General features: G+C 66.4%; 17 protein-coding genes, 1 tRNA gene and 1 CRISPR repeat array (1 of these 19 cut by a window edge). Of the genes, 3 read left to right on the top strand and 15 right to left on the bottom strand.

Features of this window, described 5'->3' with window-relative positions; translation table 11 throughout:
* Nucleotides 1–277 precede the first annotated feature (277 nt).
* The gene (locus tag TRD_RS13390; protein ID WP_012641462.1) at nucleotides 278–6,103 is read left to right on the top strand and encodes a PAS domain-containing protein; all 5,826 of its coding nucleotides are present in this window, start codon (nucleotides 278–280) and stop codon (nucleotides 6,101–6,103) included.
* A gap of 153 nt (nucleotides 6,104–6,256) precedes the next feature.
* A complete protein-coding gene (locus tag TRD_RS00220) occupies nucleotides 6,257–6,760 on the top strand; it encodes a GNAT family N-acetyltransferase (RefSeq protein WP_012641461.1) in 504 nt (167 codons plus the stop codon).
* A 6-nt stretch (nucleotides 6,761–6,766) separates the two neighbouring features.
* Here TRD_RS00220 and TRD_RS14780 read toward each other — a convergent pair whose 3' ends face one another.
* From TRD_RS14780 to TRD_RS14545, 10 genes are all read right to left on the bottom strand, one after another.
* On the bottom strand, nucleotides 6,767–6,937 hold the full coding sequence (locus TRD_RS14780; protein ID WP_012641460.1) for a hypothetical protein: 171 nt from the start codon (nucleotides 6,935–6,937) through the stop codon (nucleotides 6,767–6,769).
* 231 nt (nucleotides 6,938–7,168) lie between these two features.
* On the bottom strand, nucleotides 7,169–8,038 hold the full coding sequence (locus TRD_RS00215) for a CvpA family protein (RefSeq protein WP_012641459.1): 870 nt from the start codon (nucleotides 8,036–8,038) through the stop codon (nucleotides 7,169–7,171).
* A 64-nt stretch (nucleotides 8,039–8,102) separates the two neighbouring features.
* A complete protein-coding gene (locus tag TRD_RS00210; RefSeq protein WP_012641458.1) occupies nucleotides 8,103–9,401 on the bottom strand; it encodes an FAD-dependent oxidoreductase in 1,299 nt (432 codons plus the stop codon).
* Nucleotides 9,398–10,390: an electron transfer flavoprotein subunit alpha/FixB family protein gene (locus TRD_RS00205; RefSeq protein WP_012641457.1), complete on the bottom strand. Its 993-nt coding sequence runs from the start codon at nucleotides 10,388–10,390 to the stop codon at nucleotides 9,398–9,400. The genes TRD_RS00210 and TRD_RS00205 overlap by 4 nt, the downstream gene beginning before the upstream one ends.
* A gap of 18 nt (nucleotides 10,391–10,408) precedes the next feature.
* Entirely contained in the window at nucleotides 10,409–11,173 is a 765-nt protein-coding gene (locus TRD_RS00200) for an electron transfer flavoprotein subunit beta/FixA family protein (protein WP_012641456.1), read from the bottom strand.
* Between the two features lie 33 nt (nucleotides 11,174–11,206).
* Nucleotides 11,207–11,980: an enoyl-CoA hydratase-related protein gene (locus TRD_RS00195; protein WP_012641455.1), complete on the bottom strand. Its 774-nt coding sequence runs from the start codon at nucleotides 11,978–11,980 to the stop codon at nucleotides 11,207–11,209.
* On the bottom strand, nucleotides 11,977–12,513 hold the full coding sequence (locus TRD_RS00190; RefSeq protein ID WP_012641454.1) for a gamma carbonic anhydrase family protein: 537 nt from the start codon (nucleotides 12,511–12,513) through the stop codon (nucleotides 11,977–11,979). Before TRD_RS00190 ends, TRD_RS00195 begins: the two co-directional genes overlap by 4 nt.
* Before the next feature lies 1 nt (nucleotide 12,514).
* A complete protein-coding gene (locus TRD_RS00185) occupies nucleotides 12,515–13,726 on the bottom strand; it encodes an acyl-CoA dehydrogenase family protein (protein WP_012641453.1) in 1,212 nt (403 codons plus the stop codon).
* A gap of 278 nt (nucleotides 13,727–14,004) precedes the next feature.
* Nucleotides 14,005–14,373, bottom strand: coding sequence for a hypothetical protein (locus TRD_RS14550; RefSeq protein ID WP_143714577.1), 369 nt, complete (start codon nucleotides 14,371–14,373; stop codon nucleotides 14,005–14,007).
* Between the two features lie 237 nt (nucleotides 14,374–14,610).
* Nucleotides 14,611–14,862, bottom strand: a complete 252-nt coding sequence (locus TRD_RS14545; protein WP_143714576.1) for a hypothetical protein — start codon at nucleotides 14,860–14,862, stop codon at nucleotides 14,611–14,613.
* A gap of 267 nt (nucleotides 14,863–15,129) precedes the next feature.
* Here TRD_RS14545 and TRD_RS00175 point away from each other — a divergent pair, with 267 nt between their 5' ends.
* On the top strand, nucleotides 15,130–16,269 hold the full coding sequence (locus TRD_RS00175) for an LLM class flavin-dependent oxidoreductase (RefSeq protein ID WP_012641449.1): 1,140 nt from the start codon (nucleotides 15,130–15,132) through the stop codon (nucleotides 16,267–16,269).
* On the opposite strand, the gene TRD_RS00170 is transcribed toward TRD_RS00175, so the two are convergent.
* The 5 genes from TRD_RS00170 to TRD_RS00150 form a co-directional block, all read right to left on the bottom strand.
* A complete protein-coding gene (locus TRD_RS00170) occupies nucleotides 16,256–16,807 on the bottom strand; it encodes a biotin--[acetyl-CoA-carboxylase] ligase (protein ID WP_012641448.1) in 552 nt (183 codons plus the stop codon). The two genes, TRD_RS00175 and TRD_RS00170, sit on opposite strands and share 14 nt — an antisense overlap.
* Nucleotides 16,808–16,813: 6 nt before the next feature.
* The gene (locus TRD_RS13385) at nucleotides 16,814–18,076 is read right to left on the bottom strand and encodes a hemolysin family protein (RefSeq protein ID WP_012641447.1); all 1,263 of its coding nucleotides are present in this window, start codon (nucleotides 18,074–18,076) and stop codon (nucleotides 16,814–16,816) included.
* 41 nt (nucleotides 18,077–18,117) lie between these two features.
* Nucleotides 18,118–19,056, bottom strand: coding sequence for a ribose-phosphate diphosphokinase (locus tag TRD_RS00160; protein WP_012641446.1), 939 nt, complete (start codon nucleotides 19,054–19,056; stop codon nucleotides 18,118–18,120).
* A 4-nt stretch (nucleotides 19,057–19,060) separates the two neighbouring features.
* Complete coding sequence (gene glmU, locus TRD_RS00155; protein ID WP_226980699.1) at nucleotides 19,061–20,473, bottom strand: bifunctional UDP-N-acetylglucosamine diphosphorylase/glucosamine-1-phosphate N-acetyltransferase GlmU; 1,413 nt, start codon at nucleotides 20,471–20,473, stop codon at nucleotides 19,061–19,063.
* Nucleotides 20,474–20,522: 49 nt separating this feature from the next.
* A tRNA-Gln gene (locus TRD_RS00150) sits at nucleotides 20,523–20,593 on the bottom strand.
* Nucleotides 20,594–21,174: 581 nt separating this feature from the next.
* A CRISPR array of direct repeats spans nucleotides 21,175–21,966; the repeat unit is 30 nt; unit sequence GTTTCAAGCCCTCATAGGTACTGTCGAAAC (it continues 4,211 nt past the right edge of the window).

Genomic DNA, 21,966 nt, shown 5'->3' with positions numbered 1-21,966 from the left:
CGCGCTGGGTAATGCCAGCAACGGGAAACCGGTGACGGACCACCGACGACCGGTGCGCGTCAGCAGTCGTGGAAACATGAACCGGCCCCGGAAAACACTCCCCCCTCGCACGCGTTGGAATCCCGCGTTTGTACTGGCAAATTCGTACCCCTTCTTGGCCGCGGAAATCGGTACCAATCGGTGACTCCCCAGCTGGTCTCACCCGCCGACACTCTTGGCTGAGGGTCACGCCGGTCACGTATACTGTCCGGTCGGTACCGACCCGGGACGAGGTGACGTGGAAGCTCTCCTGACGAAGACAATGCTGCTTCTGCGGCTCGATGCGAACGGGCGGGTCCTCGAGGCCAGCCCGAGTGACCTCGTGCCGGTCGGCACGCTGCTCAGTGACGCGGTGCTTCCCGGAGATCGCGCAGCCGTCGAGGCGATGCTCCAGGCTGCTCGTCGCGGTGAGCCAGCCTGGGGAGCAGTGACGCTCCAACGAGACAGCACGCTTCAGCGCTGCGACGCCGCCTGCATTCCCGGCGAGTTCGGGACGAGCAGTTGGCTGCTGCGCCTGCGAGCAGACGATGCGCTACCGTCGTTCGAGGACGAGGAAGAACTCGAGCGCTGGCTGGGCCGTTTCCTGATCCACGAGATCGAGATCGGACTGCTCGTCTTCGACCACACTGCGTTGCTCCGGTACCGGAACGCTCCCGCTGTCCGGCTCTTGGCCAGTCGAGAATCGGAGCTTCCGCTGGGGACGCCGTGGTCGGTCGTGGTCGAGCGTCTGCTCGACTACTTCCCCTCTGCGAGAGCGGTGATCGATGCCCTGCACGCGAGCGTGGCAGAAGGTCGCGCGCTCCACCAACTCGAACTCGAGCGCCGCGACGGTGCAGTGCTCAGCCTGGACTATCTCCCGGTGCACGTTGGTCAAGCAACAGTCGCCCACGTCTTGCGCATGCGCGACATCACGGTCCGTCGGCGAGCCGAACGCCGGGCCGCTTTGGCCGAGCAGCGCTACCGCGACCTGGTCGAACTCGTGCCGGTCGTCGTCTACCGTGCAACAGCCGCTGATACCGTGGAGACTTCCTATGTGAGTCCGCAGATCGAACGCCTGCTCGGGTATACGCCGGAGGAATGGCTGGCTGAACGCGGCATGTGGCGACGCCACCTCCATCCGGAGGACCGGCCCTGGATAACCGCAGCGATCGAGCGCGCAGTGCGAGAGGGCAAGGAGTTCTCGCTCGAGTACCGGATGGTTCGCCGCGACGGCTCGATCGTCTGGGTCCAGGATTGGGGACGGGTCCGGACGGACGAGTCCGGGTGTACCTTCATCCACGGCGTCATGCTCGACATCACCGAGCGCAAGGAGGCCGAGCGGGCTCGAGCGGAAGTCGAGGCGCGGTTGCGGGCGCTGGTCGAGACGATGCCCGCGGTCCTCTACGTCCGTGAGCCCGAACCGATCAGGCTCCCCGATGGGCTGCTCTCCTATCCGTTCCGCTATCTCAACGACGAAGTCGCAGAGCTGACCGGTTACCCCGCGAGTCAGTTTCTGGCCGATCCGACGCTCTTCGCTCGGCTCATCCACCCGGATGACTGGGGACGATACGAAGCGGAAATGCTCCGCACCGACGAGACTGGGCAACTGTGCGACGTCGATTACCGGATCGTGCGGTGCGACGGTTCCGTCCGCTGGATACGCGAGCGTGCAGTCCAGCTGCGCGATGCGACCGGGCAGCCGCTCGCCTGGCAAGGATTGCTCATCGACGTCACCGCCCAAAAGGAGACCGAGCGAGCACTCCGCGATGCGGAGGAACGTTACCGGACACTGGTCGAGCAGTTGCCGGGGGCGCTCCTCGTCGTCTCAGCACAACCCCGGTGGAGAGCAGACGGAACGCCAGCCTTTGACCTCATCTACGTCAGCCCGCAGATCGAGCGACTGACCGGTTATCCCCCAGCAGCCTGGCACGAGCCGGGCCTGTGGATGCGCCTCGTCCACCCGGACGATCGCCCGCACGTGTTGAGTTGCCTGGAACGATGCCTGCGCGAGCGAGCCGCGCGAACGGTCGAATACCGGCTGGTGCGAGCCGACGGTCGCACGGTCTGGATCCGGCACGAGGCCACACTCCTGCTCGATCAGGACGGGGAACCGCTCGCCTGGCAGTCGCTGCTCCTCGATATCACTGCAGAAAAAGAGGCTGAGGCGGCACAGCGTGAGTCGGAAGAGCGGTTCCGGCTCCTCGCTGAGCACCATCCAGGAGCCGTGACGATCGTGGAACCGGAGCCGGTGGCCTTATCGGATGGGACGCTCGGCTGGCGGACACTGTTCGTCAGCCCACGCATCGTCGATCTCACGGGGTATACCGCGGAAGAGTGGAGCGAGCTCGGTGTCTGGATGCGCAACATTCACCCCGAAGACCGCGAACGGGTACTCGCTGAAGCCGAGCGGTGGTATCGGGTAGGACCACAGCAGCCACTGGAGTATCGCTTCCGGCACAAGGACGGTCGTTGGGTGTGGCTGCGCCAGGAAGGAGCACTCGTCCGCGACCAGGGCGGCCGACCACGGTATCTCCTTCTCGTCACGATCGATGTGACCGAACAGCGCCAACTCCTCGAGCAGCTGCGCGAAGCCGAGCTGCGCTACCGCACGTTGGTCGAGCAGCTCCCCAGTGTCGTGCTCATTCGTCCACTCGTGCCGGACAGGGAAGCTTTCCAGCGGGGCATGCTCAACATCTATGTGAGCCCGGCGATCGAGCGCCTGACCGGATTCAGGCCCGAGGAGTGGACGACCGAGCGGTTTCTCGCGCAGCTGCACCCCGACGATCGCGAGCGCGTGCTGGCCGCCATCACGACGGCTGACCGAACAGGCGAGTCGCTCGACCTCGAGTACCGCCTCCTGCACAAGGACGGGTCGGTCGTCTGGGTTTGGAGCATCTCCCACGTCGTGCGAGCAGCTGACGGGATACCGCCCTATCGTCAAGTCCTGTTAACCGACATCACGGCTCGCAAGCGAGCCGAGGAAGCGCTCCGCGGGGCGGAAGAGCGCTACCGCACACTGGTCGAGCAACTGCCCGGCGCAGTCATCCTCCGGTCACCCGAATCTCGTAGACTTCCCGACGGCTCGTTAACCTATGAAATCCTCTACATTAGTCCGAACATCGAGCGGCTGACTGAGTTTACCGCCTCCGAGTGGCAGGAGCCCGGGCGCTGGTCACGACAGATCCATCCCGCCGATCGCGAGCGCGTTCTCGCCGCTCAGGCTGAGTCAGAGCGCACCGGCTCGCCGCTGGACATCGAGTACCGATTCATTCGCAAAGACGGACGCACCATTTGGCTCTGGCACATAACGCGGATCCTGCGTGACGCGAACGGAACACCGCGGCTCCGCCAGGTGCTGCTCCTCGATGTCACACGGCGAAAGGAATCGGAGCTCGCACTGCAGGAAGCAGAAGCACGCTACCGGTCGCTCGTCGAGCAGTTGCCGGGTGCCGTTCTGATTCGCTCCGCCTCCTCGGAATTGCGCGAGGACGGCTCGCGTCAGTTCGACATCCACTATGTCAGCCCGGGAATCGAGCGTCTCACCGGATTCACCTCCCAAGAGTGGCTGGTCCCTGGGACCTGGACGCGTCAGATCCATCCGGACGACCGGGACCGTGTCTTCGCGGCCGTGTTGGCTTCCGAAGCGGCAGCTGAGCCGCTCGAACTGGAGTACCGCCTCTATCGCAAGGACGGAACGCTCATCTGGATCTGGCATCAGACCAAGGTCATCCATGATCAGGACGGTAAACCGCTCTATCGTCAGGTCCTGCTGACCGATATCACCGCGCGCAAACAGGCAGAAGAAGCGCTCCGGGCCGCGGAAGCCCATTATCGGACACTGGTGGAGCAGCTCCCCGCCGTGGTGATCCGAGTCACCGCACGGGCCCAGCGTCTCCCCGACGGTCTGCCGGGATACGAAACGACCTACGTCAGCCCGCAAATCGAGGCAGTGACCGGCTATACGCCCGAGGAATGGAAAGAACTCGGCATCTGGGCGCGTCGGCTGCATCCCGAGGACCGCGAGCGGGTTCTGGACGCCTTCTGGCAGCACGAAGCGACCGGTGAACCGCTCCAGCTCGAATACCGGTTCCTACACAAAGACGGTCGGACCGTCTGGCTCTGGCATGAACTCCGTCCGATCCGTGCTCCGGACGGAACGATCCAAGCGCGCCAGGCCGTCCTCATGGACATCACCGAGCGCAAGCGCGCTGAACAAGCGCTCCGCGAGGCGGAGGAACGCTACCGGACACTGGTCGAGCAGTTGCCGGCTGTCGTCTATCTGGAGGGTGCGCAGCCCGTCCGTTACCCGGACGGCCGACTGGCTCGGCCGCTTCTCTATGTCAGCCCGCAAGTGGAGCAGCTCACCGGCTACCGGCCAGAGGAACACCAGCAGGATCGCACGCTCTGGGTCCAGGCGATCCATCCGGAAGATTATCCACGCGTCCGGCAGGAAACGCGGGAGGCATGGGCGACGGGTCGATTCCGGAGCGAGTTTCGGATCCTTCGTCGTGACGGTGAAGTCCGCTGGATCGAGAGCACCGCACGCCTCGTCCGCGACGATCAGGGGAAACCGCTTTACTGGCAGGGCGTCATGCTCGATGTCACCGAGCGGAAACAGGCCGAGGAAGCGCTCCGCGAGGCCGAGGAACGCTACCGCACACTCGTCGAGCAGATCCCAGCAGCGGTGCTCGTTACGTCAGCCGAGCCGGTCGTCCTGCCGGATGGTTCGCTCCATTACCCAGTGACTTTCCTCAGTCAGCGGATCGAGGAGGTAACGGGGTTCAGCCGCGAGGAGTTCCTGGCAACTCCCGGCCTCTGGTTCAGCCGCATGCACCCGGATGACCAGCCGCGCGTCTTCGCCGAAGCCGTGCGGACGGACGAAACCGGCGAACCGTTCGAGGCGACGTACCGGTTCCAGCGCAAGGATGGTCGCTGGGTTTGGCTGGAGAATCGCGCCGTCATGGTGCGGAATGCCGAGGGCAAGCCACTCTTCTGGCACGGACTCTTGATCGACGTGACCGAGCGCAAGCGCGCTGAGGCACTGCTCTTCGCCCAGACGACCCTGCTGCGCCTCATCGCGGAAGCGGCTCCCCTGAGCGAGATACTCGAACTCCTCTGCCGCCTCGTCGAGCAGCAGGCTCCGGGCCTCCGCTGCTCGGTCCTCCTGCTCGGGTCCGATGACCGACTCTATCACGGCGCGGCACCCAGCCTGCCTCCACGGTACCTCGCTGCGATCGACGGCCTCCCGATCGGTCCCCAGGCCGGAAGTTGCGGCACCGCCGCCTACCTCGATCGACCGATTTTCGTCGAGGATATCGCCAGCGATCCCCGTTGGGCCGACTATCGGGAGGCCGCGCTGGAAGCTGGCTTGCGGGCTTGCTGGTCCACGCCGATCCGCGGTACGAGCGGGAACGTGCTCGGAACGGTTGCTCTGTACGCCAGCGAGCCACGCGGCCCGCAGCCGAACGAGGAACGGCTGCTCGAGCTCGCCACGCAGCTCGCAGCGCTGGCGCTGGAACGCTGGCAGGAGTCGGAAGAACTCCGTCACCGCGCTTTCCACGATCCCTTGACCGGCTTACCCAACCGACTCCTGTTCCTCGACCGGCTGGAGCATGCCGTGGCCCGCGCCGATCGGGACGGTGGAGGCATCGCCGTCCTCTTTCTCGATCTGGACGACTTCAAGCGCGTGAACGATACCTGGGGACACGCGGTGGGGGACGTCGTGCTGCAGGAGGCCGCCGCTCGGTTGAGCCGGCAGGTGCGCGCCGGTGACACGGTCGCCCGCTTCGCCGGCGACGAGTTCACGGTCCTCCTCGATGGTGTCACGGGAGAGCACGATGTCCGGGTCGTTACCGAACGCTTGCTGGCTGCTCTCGCATCCCCCATCCGGTGCGGCGAGCAAGAGATACGCATGGGTCTCTCGATCGGAGCAGCAGTGGCCACTGGCCGTCCGATGCCCGACAGTGGCGCGCTGCTGCTCAGTGCCGATCAGGCGCTCTATGCCGCCAAACGGCGCGGCAAAGGCTGCTACGAGATCGTGATCGCCCAACCCGGCAGTAGCCAGGCTGAACGCCGGTCCAGCTGAAGGAACGCGTGTGATGCCACCCGCGTTCGATCACCGGCTGGCAGGAGCGGTAACCTTCCCCGGAACGAGGGGGTGCGCCCCACGCGAAGAGGTCCGACGCCGGCACCAGTGCCCGCTCGGCACGGTATCATGGTGGCCTCGGGGGGAGGAGCGGTGGCCGGGCAAACGGTTCGCCTGGTGACTATCGAACGGATCGCGGGCCAGGAGCTCTGGGTCCAACCAGCGAGCTTCCGTGACCTTCCCCAACTCGCCCAGCTCCAGCGTGCCTGCTTCGAGCTGCGCCAGGCGTACAGCCTGTGGGCCCTCGTCGTTCTCTGGCTCTGGCCTGGTGTTCGGGTGCTGGTCGCACGGATCGCGGACGAGATCGTCGGGTGCGTGGTGGGAGACCAGCGCGGCCGCCATGCGCGTGTCCTCAACCTCTGCGTGGCACCAGCTTGGCGACGGCGCGGGATCGGTGCGCTCCTGCTCGCCGCGCTGGAGCAGGAACTTGCGGCTGATCTCTACACCTTGATGGTCGAGGACAAGAACGGGCCAGCCCAGGCGCTCTACCGTCGCTTCGGCTACGTGCCGATCGCCGAGGTCCGCCACTACTACGGACGCAATCGCCACGGCGTCCTCATGCAGAAACGCCGTGGCGAACGCCCGCACTGGCAGTGAACGCGTCTACCAGCACCGCCCGCTGAGACAGACCGTCCCCTGCCCGGGATTGTGGAGCATGAGGACGATCCCCGCACCCCACACGACGATGAAGAGGAGCGCCAGGATTACCGCCGTGAGCACGATCGCTCGCCCACGGGGCGTCAGCGGCTCTGGCTGCATTCCGATGAATCCCATACCCTGCCCCTTTCTTCTCGGGCCGGATTGTAACGCGTTCGAGGCTCGCCAGCCTACGCTGGCAGCCGGCGAGCTGTTCTCCCCACCCGCGCTCGTCTCATGACTGGAGCACACGTTGGCGCACGGTGGCGATCGGGAGGGAACGCCTTCCCCGTACCACTGCTCGCTCGCTTCGCCAGCTGGTCACACGCCGTGCCAAAGAGCAGCGATGCGGACTGAGACGAGCCTCATTCAGAGCACTCGGCCGCAGCGCGGGCAGAAGACTTTCGCATCGCTGATGTCGGCATGGCAATACGGGCAGCGATTGTCCACCGGGCGGGGTGCGGTCTCGGCCGCTGGTCGTGCGAGCACCGCTGTCTCCTGCTCGGCGATGTCATCGCGCCTGCTTCCACCGCTCTCCGGCGCCGCAGGCGCAGCACGCAGCGGCCGCGTCGGTTCCTCCGCCGGACGGGCTGGCTCCGTCTTGTACGCCACCTCCGACTGGTGCCGGACGAAGGGAAGACGCGGCGGCAGGGGGCGAGTCGGCGTGTGCTGGAGCGCAAAATCCTGCTCGCGGCGGACCGGCTCGACCTCTTCTTCGACTGCGCGAGCGCCGAGCACGGCCGCGAGCACGATGAGCGGTAGCCCGAGGAGCGCACCAGCCAGCAACACCCACGGCATGCTCTCGCTCAAGAGGCGCGCCACGATCGCCTGCTCGAACAGTCCCGACGGTGCACCGCCCAGCAGATACAGCCGGATCGCCCGCAGCGCGAACCCGAGCACGAGCATCCCGTTGGCCAGCGCGATGACAGCACCGAGCAAACGCCCGAGCATTCCCGGCTGCGGCGTCAAGATCACCGAGCTCACCCCGTAACCGATGAGGAAGGTGCAGGCGACGAGCGCCAGGACCGCAGCCAAAAAGCTCGCTGCTCCCTCGCCCAGTCCCGTGCGCTCAGCAAGATCCAGGCCCCACGGCTGCGCCCAGAACTCGCCCAGCGCGAAGCCGAGCAAAATTCCCAATGTCACCACGAGTTCCCGCGCCGCCCCACGCCAGAAGCCGACTGGGACGAAGAGCGCGAGTAACACGAGCAGCAAGACATCGAGCGCGAGATACAGGGTCACGGCACGTCACACCCGCCGACGAGCGACGACTCCGTGCCCAAGCCTACCATGCACCGCGCAGCGGTCAGCTTGCCAGCTCGCGGAGCGCTGCCAGGCCATCGCGCAACAAACGAGCTGGGCGGAGTTCCCTCCCGAGTTCCCGGAGGATCTCTCGATACTTCCGTGCCTTCGGAGTACTGTCGACCGTCAGGTAGTGGCGCACGGCGTGGGCGAGCGCCGCCGGAACGTCTTGCAGGAGGTACGGTCGAGCATGGAAGAACGGTGTGACATTGCGGATCAACTCCAGGTCCGGCAAGATGAAGCTCGCCTCGAGCTTCTCCCAGTACCGGCTGAGCGCCAGCGCGGAATAGTCACCGGTCTGGCGGGCCTCGAGAATAGTCTCGGCGGCCAGCTTGCCGGAGATCATCGCGAAGTTCGATCCCTCCCGGCTGAGCGGGTTGACGAAGCCGGCCGCGTCGCCCACGACCAGCGCCCCGTCCGTGAACAGCGTGGGGAGCGCTCGCCAACCACCTTCCGGGATCAGGTGCGCACTGTATTCGACGAGCTCAGCCCCCTCCAAAAGCGGTGCAATCGCCGGATGCTGCTTGAAGCGTTCCAGGAGATCACTGACGTTGACCTCGTACGCGATGAGATCGCTCAGCAGTGCTCCCGTCCCGATCGAAAGCGTCTCCCGGTTGGTATAGATGAAACCGTACCCGAGCAAACCGCCTGTTGCCGCGCCGAACGCCTCGATGGCGACCCCTTGGCCGGGCGGCACAGCGAAGCGGCGGTCGATCTCCTCCGCGGGCAACCGCAGCAGCTCTTTCGCGACGAGCGCTTGCTCCTCGGGGCGAGCGTCACGCGCCAGGCCAGCCTTCTGCGCGAGGAGCGAGTTCGCCCCATCAGCGATCACGACCACGTCCGCCACGAGATCCCCTTGCTCCCCGGCACGCACTCCCACGATGCGCCCGTCCTCCCAGAGGAGATCCTCGACCGTCACCTCGGTCGCGATCAGGGCACCGGCTGCCTCAGCCTGCTGGGCAAACCAGCGATCCCACTCGGCACGGAGAACACTGAATGCATTGTAGGGTGGCTGGCCGAAGACCGGCGTGCGGTAGCTCAAGCCGATCGCATCCTCGTCGGTCAGCAACAGATACCGCTGCTCGACGATCGCCCGCTCGAGCGGTGCTTCCCGCCAGAATCCGGGAACCAGCTCCTCGGTCGGCTGGCGGTAGAGGATCCCGCCCATCACGTTCTTGGCTCCCGGATAGGCGCCGCGCTCGAGGACCACGACCTCCACCCCAGCTCGAGCGAGCGTCAACGCGGCGGCGACGCCCGCTGGGCCCGCTCCGACCACGATGACTTCGACGCGCTCCTGGCTCATGCACCGTTCCCTCGTCGTTCGCGGAGCCGAGCGATGAGACGCGGCACGATCTCGCTCCAGTCACCGATGACAGCGAGATCGGCCATCTTGACCAACGGGGCATTGGGATCGCGATTGATGACCACGATCGTCTCGCTCCCTTGCATCGCCACCGTATGCTGGACTGCGCCCGAGACCCCGACTCCGAGATACAGCTTGGGACGCACCTGTTTGCCAGTTTGACCGATCTGCTCGTAGTGCGGGCGCCAGCCGAGGTCGCTGACCGCTCGGGTGCAGCCGAGCGCCCCACCGAGGAGTTCCGCCAGTTCCGCCAGCTGCGCGAACCCCTCCGGCCCGCCGATTCCCCGGCCACCGACGACCACCACGGGCGCACTTTCCAGATCGACCTGCCCACGCGGTTTGTCCACCATCCGCGTCACGCGTACCCGTTGCTGACGCTCCTCCAGCCCCACGGCCAGTGGCTCGATCGTCGCACCCGCCTCGCCTGGCTCGGGTGGGCGGAATGCACCGGAGCGCACGGTCACGACCGCAGCGCGCTCGCGGCCCGCCCGCACGGTGGTGACCAGCTTGCTCTGATAGACCGGACGCGTGGCGACGAATGCCTCCGGCGTGACCTCCAGCGCGACGATATCGACCAGGTGAGGAACACGACGCTCGGCGGCGACCAGGGCAGCGGTGTCGCGTCCCAGTGTCGTGCCAGGCACGAGGACGAGCGCCGGTTCGACCTGCTCCCACGCCACCTGAACAGCCCGCGCCAGTCGCTCCGCCACGGGCTCGGCGAACGCTGGTTCATCGACCACGAGCACGCGAGCGACGCCGAGGCGGGCGACCTGCTCGGCAGCTCCGCTGACCCCATGTCCCACGACGAGTGCCGTGACCGGACCGAGCGCTGCGCTCGCCCGGCTCGCCGCACCGAACAGCTCCAGTGCAGCCGGGCGCGCGACACCCTGCGCGGTCTCGACGACGACCAGCAGACCTCCTCCAGCCATCGATCGCTCATCCCTTCCTCAACCCAGCAAGCCGCGCGCTTCCAGGAATACGAGCAGGCGCTCGGCTGCCTCGTCGGGGGAGACGTCCTGGACCACGATACCCGCCGCCTTCGCTTCCGGCTGGCTCAAGCCAGCCCAGCTGACCAGCGGCACCAACTCGCTGGCGTCCAGACCGAGATCAGCCGGTCCGAGTCGCTCGACCGGCTTGCGGCGAGCGTCCATGATGCCGCGCAAAGTCGGCAAGCGTGGCTGTGGCAACGCCGAGAGCGCGCAGAGCACCAGGGGTGGAGCCACCTCCTGGAACTGATGCCCGTCCTCGATCTCCCGTTCGATGGTGAAGACACCGTCCCGAAACTCCCAGCCGACCACATTGCTCACCAGCGGAATATCGAGCAAGGCTGCCACCGCGGGGCCGACATTGCCTGTTCCGGAATCGCTCGTCTCCTGCCCGCACCAGATCACGTCCGGCTGCTCGCCTCGCAGCCAGGCGGCGAGCACGGTCGCGGTCACCCAGCTGTCTCCCGGCAACCCCTCGCCCTCGATGGAGACCGCCCGGTCGGCACCCATCGCGAGCGCGCGATTGAGCGCGTCTCGCGCCGGCCCGACACTGGCAACCACGATCTGCCCACCGACCTGCTCCCGGAGACGCAGCGCTGCCTCGAGCGCATAGAGGTCGTACTCGTTGGCGACTTCCTGGATGCCCGGTACCAGATCCCCGAGCCGCGGGTCGAACCGCACGGCGTTCGGATCGGGAACCTGCTTCACGAGGACCGCGATCTTCACCGTTTTCCTCCATCCCACCAGTTGGACGACGCATCAGCGCCCGCGAAAAGCCGGACGACGCTTTTCCAGAAATGCCCGCATCCCCTCCCGCTGATCCTCGGTGGTGAACGCGTACGCGAACACCTGCCGCTCGTAGGTCAGTCCAGCTTCCAGCCCCTGCTCGAGACCGAAGCGAACCGCCGCCTTGGTCAAGCGGACCGCGAGTGGCCCGTTGGCCGCGATCCGGTTCGCCAGTTCCCGAGCTCGCTCGAGGAGTTGGTCAGCCGGATAGACGGCATTGACGAGCCCGATCCGCAGTGCTTCCTGCGCATCGACGCGGCGCCCCGTATAGAGCAACTCGCGCGCGATACCAGGAGGAACGACGCGCGGCAGCCGTTGCGATCCGCCCCAGCCTGGTGGAATACCCAGCGTTACTTCCGGCTGGGCGAAGACGGCGCGCTCGCTGGCGAGGCGGATATCGCACGCCAGCGCGATCTCGCAGCCGCCTCCTAGCGCGTAGCCATTGACCGCTGCGATGTACGGTTGCGGCGCTTCCTCGATCGCCCGGCAAACGGCGTGTCCCAACTCGGCGAAGGCGAGCGCCTCGGCTGGCGACTTCTCTACCATCTCGCTGATATCGGCTCCGGCGATGAACGCGCGATCGCCTGCCCCGGTGAGGACGACGACAGCGATCGCCTCCTCCGTTGCCAGTTCCTGCACTGCCGCGAGTAAGGCACGCAACGTCGCGGTATCGAGCGCGTTCAGTCGTTCCGGGCGCTCGACCGTGACGAGGGTGATCGCCCCCTCCCGCTCGACACGCACGCTCATGCCTCACCTCCGCCAGCGAGCAGACGACGGAACTCCTCGCCACGCTGCGCGTACCGCTGCGCACGCTCCAGGAGTTCGGCTCGTTCTTCGGTGGTCACCTCGCGCCGGATACGCGCCGGGATTCCGACCGCGACCGTTCCCGCCGGGACTTCCATCCCTTCCGGCACCAACGCTCCTGCCGCCACGATCGCCCCCGCACCGACACGCGAACCGGTGAGCAGGATCGCTCCCATGCCGATCTGGGCACCAGCGGCGATCTGCGCGCCGTGCACGATCGCACCATGGCCGATCGTGACATCGTCCTCGATCACCACCGGAAACCCTTCGTCGAGATGGACGATGACCCCTTCCTGCAAGTTGACGCGCTGGCCGATACGGATCGGCCCGATATCGCCGCGCAGCACGACGCCGAACCAGAGACTCGACCTCGACCCCACGACGACATCGCCGATCACGACCGCCGTGGGCGCGACGAAGACATCCGGCGCGAGTTGCGGCTGCTTTCCCCGATAGGGAATGACGAGCGGACGCATCTCACCCCCGCGCCACGACCGTCTCGTATCCTTGCGCTGGTGGCTGCGGGCAGCGGAGCAGTTTGTCCACGCGATAGCCGAGCGCGTACTCGGCCTGCAGGAGCGTGTGGATCTCGCGCGTCCCCTCGTAGATCACCGCGCCCCGCGAGTTGCGGAAGTAGCGCTCCACCGGATACTCGCTGGAATAACCGTAGGCGCCGTGGATCTGCACTGCATCGTTCGCTGCCTCGAAGGCGCAATCGCAGGCGTGCCACTTGGCGAGCGAGGTTTCCCGGGTATTGCGGATCCCGCGATTCTTGAGTTCAGCAGCGCGGAAGACCAGCAGACGCGACGTCTCGTAGCCGCGAACCATCTTGGCGATCATCTGTTGCACGAGCTGGAACCGCCCGATTTCCTGCCCGAAGGCTTGACGCTCGTGGCAGTACTTGACGCTCGCCTCCAGACAGGCCCGGATCAGCCCGCACGCTCCGGCCGCCACGGTGAAGCGTCCCTGATCAATCGCGCTCATCGCGATCTTGAAGCCCTCGCCTGGCTCACCGATCATGTTTTCAGCCGGCACGCGGACGTTCTGGAGCGAGATCCAACCGGTATCGCCCGCTCGCACGCCCAGTTTGCCGTGGATGGAGCCGGTCGTGAGCCCGGGCATACCACGCTCCACCATGAAGGCGCACAGTCCTCGATGACCGAGCGCCGGGTCGAGCGTGGCGAAGACGAGGAAATGGTCGGCCGTATTCGCCAGCGAGATCCACATCTTCTCGCCGTTCAGGATGTAACTGTCGCCATCGCGGACCGCGCGCGTTTGGATGTGACCAGCATCGGAGCCAGCACCCGGTTCGGTGAGGGCGAAGGTCGCCAGTTTCTCGCCCCGAGCCTGGGGAACCAACCAGCGCTGCTTCTGCTCCTCGGTCCCCCACTGTAGGAGCGTCAAGCTGTTCAAGCCGACGTGCACGCTGATCGCCACGCGCAGGAACGTATCGACCGCCTCCAGTTCCTCGCAGGCGAGCGCGAGGGCGATGTAATCGAAGCCTCCGCCGCCGTATCGCTCAGGGATCGGCAAGCCGAGCAGTCCCAGCTCACCCATCCGCCGATAGATCTCCGGGTGATACTCTCCCTTGGCATCCCACTCGCGGATGTAGGGAGCGACCTCCCGCTGCGCCCACTCGCGGACCATGTCCCGCACCTGGATCTGTTCCGGGGTGAACTCGAAATCCATGACTGACCTCCCAGAGCGCCACTCACTGCCGCGAGGCTTGCCGCCTCGGCACCCTCTGGCGCGCAGTATAGGTCAGCCGGGGTTCCCTCACAAGCGAAGGAGATCCGCAGGACAACCGCACTCATCCCCAGGGAGTTGTCGACGCCATCTCGAACGTCGGTGGAGCCGAATCGACACCGCCGTCACCAAGGAGCTCCTGAGCGGAGACAACTGGAACAGGCAGACGATCGACCAGTCGACAAAACCACGAGTTTCCGCTCGATGCTCCCCTGGCACGCTCATGCGACCCAGCGGGCCTCCTCCTGTTTCCCATCCTGCCTGCGGCCATTCGGGAGAGTGACGACATCCAAGCGGTCCGCCCGCCCCATCGCCCCCTCGGTGGTCCCTTCACCGACGACCAAAGGAACCACCCGCCGGAGCGCCGGTTGCAGCACCAGTGCTCGCGTCGCCACCCGCTCGCCATCCGTTCGATCGACGACACCCGACACCGCGACCACGCGCCAGAGCCCGACCGATGGATCCTGCCGCAAGCGCTCCCGGACGAGGAGATCAGTCTCCAGCACCGCGTCGAACACCGCACCACCGACGAGCCGCCGCAGCTGCTCGGCCCGGTCGCCGGAAGGACGCTCTGTGATCTTCTCGAGCACGAAACCGAGCCAGGAGCCACGGCACCGCTGCGAGCGTCATTCCAGCGTGGTCCCGACCAGCCGATCGGGTCGCTTCTCCTCCCGATCGAGACGCGACTCGACCCTCTGGAACTGCTGCCCGACAGCCTGGCGAAACGCGACGAACTCGTGCCTGAGATGCTCGACCGCTGCTCGGAGTTCCGCGATCAGCCGGGAGCGATCGCGTAAATCGTCGCTGTGCTCCCGCGCCGTCTCGCGTCACTCGGCTATCGGCCGCGCATGCTCCTCGACCGTCGCGCGCAGCTGCTCGGTCTGCTGTCGAACGGTCTCCCGCAAGGCCCGTGCCTGGTCTCCTTCCGCTTCGACCGTCTCGCGCCGGGCAGCGATCGCCTGCTCGCCCTGGGCAAAGCGCGCGAGCGCTGCGCGATGGGCGGCGACCAGCTCGCTACTGACTGCCCAGAGTTCGCGGACCTGGCACGACAGCTGCGCGACCTTTTCCATCCGGCGCACGATCGCCTCGCTCAGGAGCAACCGTCGCAGCTCCGCGCCTCACTCCGAACGGTCTTCGCGCCAGCGAAGGAGCTCCGCAGGTTCCCGACGACCATCGGGCAATGCCTCCTCGGCCAGTGGACGCGAAAACCGGTCCCACTGCGAGCAGTCGGCGCTCCCGCGCATCGGAACGCTCAGTCGCTCTCGCACCGGGGCTCGGCGATCTCCCCGTCGCTCCGTCTTCTGGTCGGTCACTCGCCCCAGGCATACTGGAAGCAGGGGGAGACGATGAAGGACGCCCGACTCGCGCTCGCGCTCGTCGTCCCAGCTCAGCCGCCACTGGCCAGTGTCCTCGGCCTCGTGCGACTGGCGCGTCTCTTGCGCTTCGATGCCGTCATGGTCTGGGATCACCTCCAGGACTTCGTTCCTCGCGTCCTCTGGTCACCGCGAACGACCTGGATCGCTCGCCTGCGCCGGAGCCCCCATCCCTACTACGACTTCGCCAGCTTGCTCGGCCGCCTGAGCGCGCATGCCGGGCGTCTCCGGCTTGGTGTCGGTGTCACCGATCCGATTCGCCGCCATCCTGTGCTGCTCGCGCAGACAGCGCTCACCCTGGCACATCTGACTCGGCGGCCACCCATCATCGGGATCGGGGCAGGGGAGGCAGAGAACCTGGAACCCTATGGTTTTCCCTTCGATCGACCGGTCACCCGGCTGGAGGAAGCGCTCGCCATCCTGCGTGCCTGCCTGGACACGCCGGGCACGATCCGCTTCGCAGGACGCTTCTACCAGATCACCGACGGCGTCTTCGAACTCACCGCCCCACCGCGGCGCCGACCGGAGATCTGGCTGGGCGCGCACGGGCCACGCATGCTGGAGCTGACCGGTCGCTTCGCCGATGGCTGGTACCCGAACTGGATCGACTCGCCCGAGCGATATGCCGCCCGACTCGCGCAGGTCCGGCAGGCGGCCGAGCGGGCTGGTCGCGATCCCACGCAGATCGTTCCCGCCCTCCAGGCCCCCGTGCTTCTCGCCCCGACCGAAAATGCCGCGCGCCGTCTCCTCCACCATCCGGCGCTGCGACTCACCGGACTGCTCCGCCCGGCCGACGAGTGGCGGGAACTCGGGCTCGAGCATCCACTCGGTGAGCACTTCCGCGGCTACCTGGACTTCATCCCGGAACGGGTCGACCCGCACGCACTCCGTGCCGCCCTGCGCGCTGTCCCACCAGAACTGGTCGAACGCAGTTTCCTCTGGGGAACTCCCGAGCAGGTGCTGGCGCGGATCCGGGACTATCGGGAAGCAGGGCTCCGCTTTCTCGGGCTCTTGCCGGTTTCCGCTCTCGCCTCACCGCAGGTGGCAGCGTGGACCGTCTTCACCCTCTGGCGTCTGCGCCGTTCTCTCGCGCGCGAACTCACCGAACGGTAGGAGGAAACAGTCGCTCGTCGCGAGCGAGCTGGTCGAGGACAGCTGCGAGCAGCCTGTCGCGGTCGACCGGGTGACCGAGTTCGACCAGAAGACTGGTCGCCGTGGGCAGAGGAAGACAGTCCGCCGGAATGTTGACGTTGATCCCGATCCCGAGGAGCAGATACTCGAGCACCTCGGCGCGAACGCGGCTCTGCAAGAGGATGCCCACCAGTTTGCGGCCTTTGACCAGGAGGTCGTTCGGCTCCTTGATCGACGGTCGCAGGCCACAGGTCGCCGCGATCGCTGCCGCGACGTGCTCGGCGACCCGCACGGCGAGACGCTCGTCCTGCACGACCGCGAACGGTGGGCGCGCGATGACCGTGAAGAGCAGCGAGGTTCCGGGTGGAGCGAGCCAGCGCCGGCCCTCTCGTCCCCGTCCTTCCGTCTGCTCCTCCGCCAGCACCACGGTCCCCGCCGGTGCGCCCTGGGCAGCGAGGTCCGCGGCGATGTCCATCGTCGAGGTCACTCGCTGGTACCGGTGAACGACCCAGGCGACCATGCTCGCTCAGCTGCGCTCGTCCTCATCCGACGCAGACACCGAGGCCGCGACGCGCCGTACCGAGAGCTTGCGCACCCGGTTCCCGGCCACCTCTAGCACGGTCACCTCCAGGCCATCGACCCGCACCGACTCGCCCGGCTGCGGAATTCGCCCCAGATGCGCCTGAACCAGCCCGCCGATCGTCGAACTCTCCTCTTCTTCCAGCGAGACGCCGAAGATATCCGCGATCTCCTCCAGCGAAATCCGCCCATCGACGATCGCTTCGTCCGCACTGAGACGTTCGACGAGCGGTGCCTCTGCGTCGTACTCGTCCTGGATCTCCCCGACGATCTCCTCCAGCACGTCCTCGATGGTGACGATTCCCGCTGTTCCACCGAACTCGTCGACCACGATCGCCATGTGGACACGCTGGTGCTGCAAATCACGCAAGAGCTCGTCGACCCGCTTCGACTCCGGGATGAAGTACGCCTCCCGCATGACATCCCCGACCTTGATCCCCTCGGCCGACTCGAGCGCAAAGCGCAAAAGGTCGCGCACGTGCACGATCCCCACGATCCGGTCGATCGTCCCTTGGTAGACCGGCAGCCGCGAGTGGCGTGTCTGGCGCGCCACGGCGATCGCGTCGCGCACCGACAGCTCGAACGGCACCGCGACGATATCGGTCCGCGGCACCATGATGTCGCGCGCCGTCAGCCGATCGAGCCGCAACACGCGCTCGATCAGTTCTTCCGCTTCCTCGACCACCTCCTCATGGGCTGGTGGGGCGGCGGCTGACGGAACCGCTGGCGCCGGGGCGGGCGGTATGAGCGCCGCCAGTGGCCGCTCGAGGAGTTCGCTGAGCACGCGCAGCGGCGCGCCCAACCGACTGAGCAGGCCAGCGAGCAAGCGGAAGCGCGCGCTCGTCAAGGGATACCGTCGCTCCAGCAGCGCCATCGGCGCAGCGCTGGCGAGCACGAGCAAGGCGACGAAGGCGATCAGCACAGCCACCGCGAGCTCGTGCTTTGGCCACCACCGATGGCCGATCCGTAAGGCGAGCACGGTCAAGCCGAGGAACGTGGTCGCTTGCACGAGCCGGATCGCGGGACGAGCGACACGCAGTTGCTCGAGCGTGTTCTCGCCATTCCCGTTCTGCGTCTCGGCCAACTCGGCAAGGAACTCCCGCAGCGAGCGGCGAGCCGGCAGACAACTCGCCAGGTCAGCGAGTGCCGCTGCGAAGAAGAGGGCAGCGAGAACCACGAAGAGGATCGCTTCTGTCCAGGGACTACTCAAGCACACACTCCCGGGATGGCCCCGCCCGAGGCGGCGAGCGGTCAGGTGAAGAGTGCACTGATGCTCAGATCCTTATGAATCCGCATGATCGCTTCGGCGAGCAGCGGCGCGACGGTCAGCACCTCCACCTTGTCCGTGCACATCCCTTCTGGTAAAGGAATCGTATCCGTCACGAACACTTTCTCGATCGGTGACGCCTGGATCCGCTCCAGTGCCTGCCCAGCGAACACGCCGTGCACGGCAGCTGCGAAGATCCGCCGTGCCCCGCGCTCCCGCAAGAGTTCGGCAGCCTGGAGGAGCGTCCCACCGGTCGCGATGATGTCGTCGACGATCACCGCATCCCGGCCGGCGACGTCACCGACCATTTCCAGCACCTCGGCGACCTCCGGTCCGGGTCGCTTCTTGGAGATGATGGCCAAGCTCCCACCAGCACGCCGGCGAAATTCGTCAGCCCGCACCACAGCACCAGCATCCGGGCTGACCACGACGAAGTCCGTGAGACCCAGACGCCGAAAATGCGCGGCCAGAATCGGCGTAGCGCGCAGATGATCGACCGGGATATCGAAGAATCCCTCGATCGCTGGCGCGTGCAGGTCGATCGTCAACACGCGATCGGCACCAGCGGTGGTGAGCAAGTTCGCCAGGAGCTTGGCGCTGATCGGCTCGCGCCCGGCCGTCTTCTTCTCCTGACGCGCGTAGGCGTAATACGGGATCACTGCGGTGATCCGGGCAGCCGACGCGCGCTTGACCGCATCGAGGATGATCAAGAGTTCCATGATGTTCTGATTGACCGGGGTGCAGAGCGACTGGATGACGAACACGTCCGAGCCGCGGACATTTTCTTCCAGGCGGACACGCGTCTCCCCATCGCTCCAGCTGGAAACTTCGGCGCGACCGAGCGGCGTTTCCAGCACGCCGACGATCGCCTGGGCCAGGCGAGGATTGGAGTTTCCAGCGAAGATCTGCAATCGACCGTCCACGCCCTCATGCTCCTGTCTCGCCCGTGCGGCGCTGGCGCCGCGCTCCCACCGGACGGGCCGGCACGCCCACCACGGTCGTCCCTGGTGCCACGTCCTTCGTCACCACGCTACCTGCGCCGGTCCGAGCTCCGCGACCGACCTGGACCGGCGCAACCAGCATGGTATCGCTGCCGATGAACGCCTCGTCCTCGATGACCGTGCGATGCTTGGCGACCCCGTCGAAGTTGCAGGTCACCGTGCCTGCCCCGATATTGACGCGCTCACCCAGCTCGGCATCACCGATGTAGCTCACGTGCCCGATCCGGGTGGCGCGACCGACGTGCGCGTTCTTGAGTTCGGCGAAGTTCCCGATGTGCACATCGTCCTCGACGATCGTTCCCGGGCGCAAGTGACTGTACGGTCCGACGCGCACCCGCGCCCCCAGCACCGCCGACTCCAGGACCGAGGCGACGACAGTGGAATCCGGTCCCACGACGCTATCGTGCACCACGGCATGGGGGCCGATCCGCGCTCCCTGTGCGATCCGCGTCCGCCCCGCGAGAATCGTGAACGGCTCGATCCGGGCGTCCGGCTCGATCTCCACGGTCGGCTCGATCCACGTCGTCGCTGGATCGACGATGGTCACGCCAGCGCGCTGGTGCGCCTGGACGATGCGATCGCGCAGGATCGCCTCGGCCCGCGCCAGGTCAACGCGGTCGTTCACCCCGAGCGCTGTTTCCGGCGGTGCGACGACTGTGATCACCGCCTCGCCGGACCGCTCGGCCGCTGCCAGCCCGATGAGCGCCGTGTGGTAGTACTCGCCGGAGGGACTGCGGGGCAGCCGTGGCAACGCATCCTCGAGCCACGCGCGCCAGTAGATCGTCGCGCCGCTTACCACCTCGACCGGACCGGCGTAGTGGTTCGCATCCTCGCGCGCCTCGATGACGCCTGTGACGCGTCCGTCCGGATCACGCTGGATTCGCCCGTAGGCTGCTGGGTCGGGAAGCAGCGTCGTGAGCACGGCCGCGAGGGGACGCTGTTGCAGGGCCGCGCTCAGCAAGCGCGCCAGGTCTTCCCCCCTGAGCAGCGGGTGATCGCCGAAGACGAGCAGGACCCAACGGATGTCGGGCCGCAACAACGGCAATGCACAACCCAGCGCGTGCCCCGTCCCCAACGGCTCCTCCTGCAGCGCGATCTCCCAATCCGCGCCGAGCTGGGAGCACAGCGCCGCCTTCGCTGGGCTCGTCACGAGGATACGCTGGGCGACCGGGAGTGCCTCGACGGCATCGAGGACGTAGCGGAGGAGAGGTCGACCGGCGAGCGGATGGAACTCCTTGGGAAGGCGAGAGCGCATCCGTGTCCCGAGCCCTCCCGCTAGCACCACGGCTGCGAGTGACTCGGCTGGCCTCGTTTGTATGCTGTCAGACTTCTCGTCCACCGTCGCTGATCGATCAGGCATGCTGCGAGACGCTCTCGCATGCCTCCGGCTGGCGGGCCAGGATTCGAACCTGGAACAAGGACTCCAAAGGCCCCTGTGATACCGTTTCACCACCCGCCAACGTGCTCACCAAAACAAGCCTACATGGCGCAGCGCTCGCTGTCAACCGACTCGCGCGCCGCCGGGGCACGACATGGCACGGGGTGCGGTGCTCGCGCTCGTCAACCTGCTGCGTCCCCGCTCGGTCGACCGCGCCAATGCTGGCATCTCCTGGCAGGGAGATGACGCTGGTCTCGAAGAGCACAAGCTGGCGTCGAACCCTGGAACGCGCTGCCTTCAGGCGTATCACCGGCTGCGCCGGGTCCCGCGCGGAGCCTCTCGCCACCGTCTCCCAACCGACGCCGCATGGCAGCGCGCCCGCCGCGCGGTCGCTGGTCCCGCCCTCCGGGTCCTCCTTGCGCGAACACGCGACCGCCTCGCGCCCGGGGAGGACCGTTACGAGCGCCCGCACCGACCGCCACAACGGCAGATCCAGGCCGTGCCGGTTGGCCCGGCAAGGACGTCGAGGACTCGAGAGCGCTGATTTGAAACTTTCGGGGGTACTCACGACCTGCTCTCGGCAAGCTCGCTGGCGCCGGTCTCGAGCTCTGAGCGATCCTGCCGTAACGGGCCACCCGCAAGCGAGTTCCCTGGGGCCGAGCGTTTTAAGCCGTCAGAGGTGCTGCCGAGACTGGGCTCTAGGGCCTGGAACCTGGCCCCCTGACTCCGTTTCAAGCCCTCATAGGTACTGTCGAAACGGGCAAGCTGGGCAGTGAATCTGCCCCGAGCTGCGTTTCAAGCCCTCATAGGTACTGTCGAAACCCGCGACGATCGCTGCGACCCGTGCCCCGTACGCCGGTTTCAAGCCCTCATAGGTACTGTCGAAACCACGCGACGTCGCTCGCGTCGCGCTCGCCCTCGTTGGTTTCAAGCCCTCATAGGTACTGTCGAAACGCACCCAGGGGAGCAGTACGCAGTACGAGTCATGTCTGTTTCAAGCCCTCATAGGTACTGTCGAAACCCGGCCCGGTACCGTCGGTCGTACCGCGAGGAACGAGTTTCAAGCCCTCATAGGTACTGTCGAAACCCAGCTCGGCATCGAGGTGGCGGTGATCGCCTGTGAGTTTCAAGCCCTCATAGGTACTGTCGAAACCCACTCCCTCGCCCTGAGGGCGGCTGACCACCGTCCTGTTTCAAGCCCTCATAGGTACTGTCGAAACATATACCGACTACATGTTGACCTACGAAGACGCGCAGGTTTCAAGCCCTCATAGGTACTGTCGAAACCGCTAAGCATCGCGGCGATCCTCATGTTGGAGGAAGGTCTCAAGCCCTCATAGGTACTGTCGAAACCCTGGACTGGCTGCAGCGCGAGCATGATGAAGCGCTGGTTTCAAGCCCTCATAGGTACTGTCGAAACCTGCCAGCCACGCACCCAGTACCCAGACCCACCG

Source organism: Thermomicrobium roseum DSM 5159 (genome assembly GCF_000021685.1).
In the GTDB taxonomy this organism is placed as follows: domain Bacteria; phylum Chloroflexota; class Chloroflexia; order Thermomicrobiales; family Thermomicrobiaceae; genus Thermomicrobium; species Thermomicrobium roseum.
This window is presented reverse-complemented; position numbering and strand designations above follow the sequence as displayed.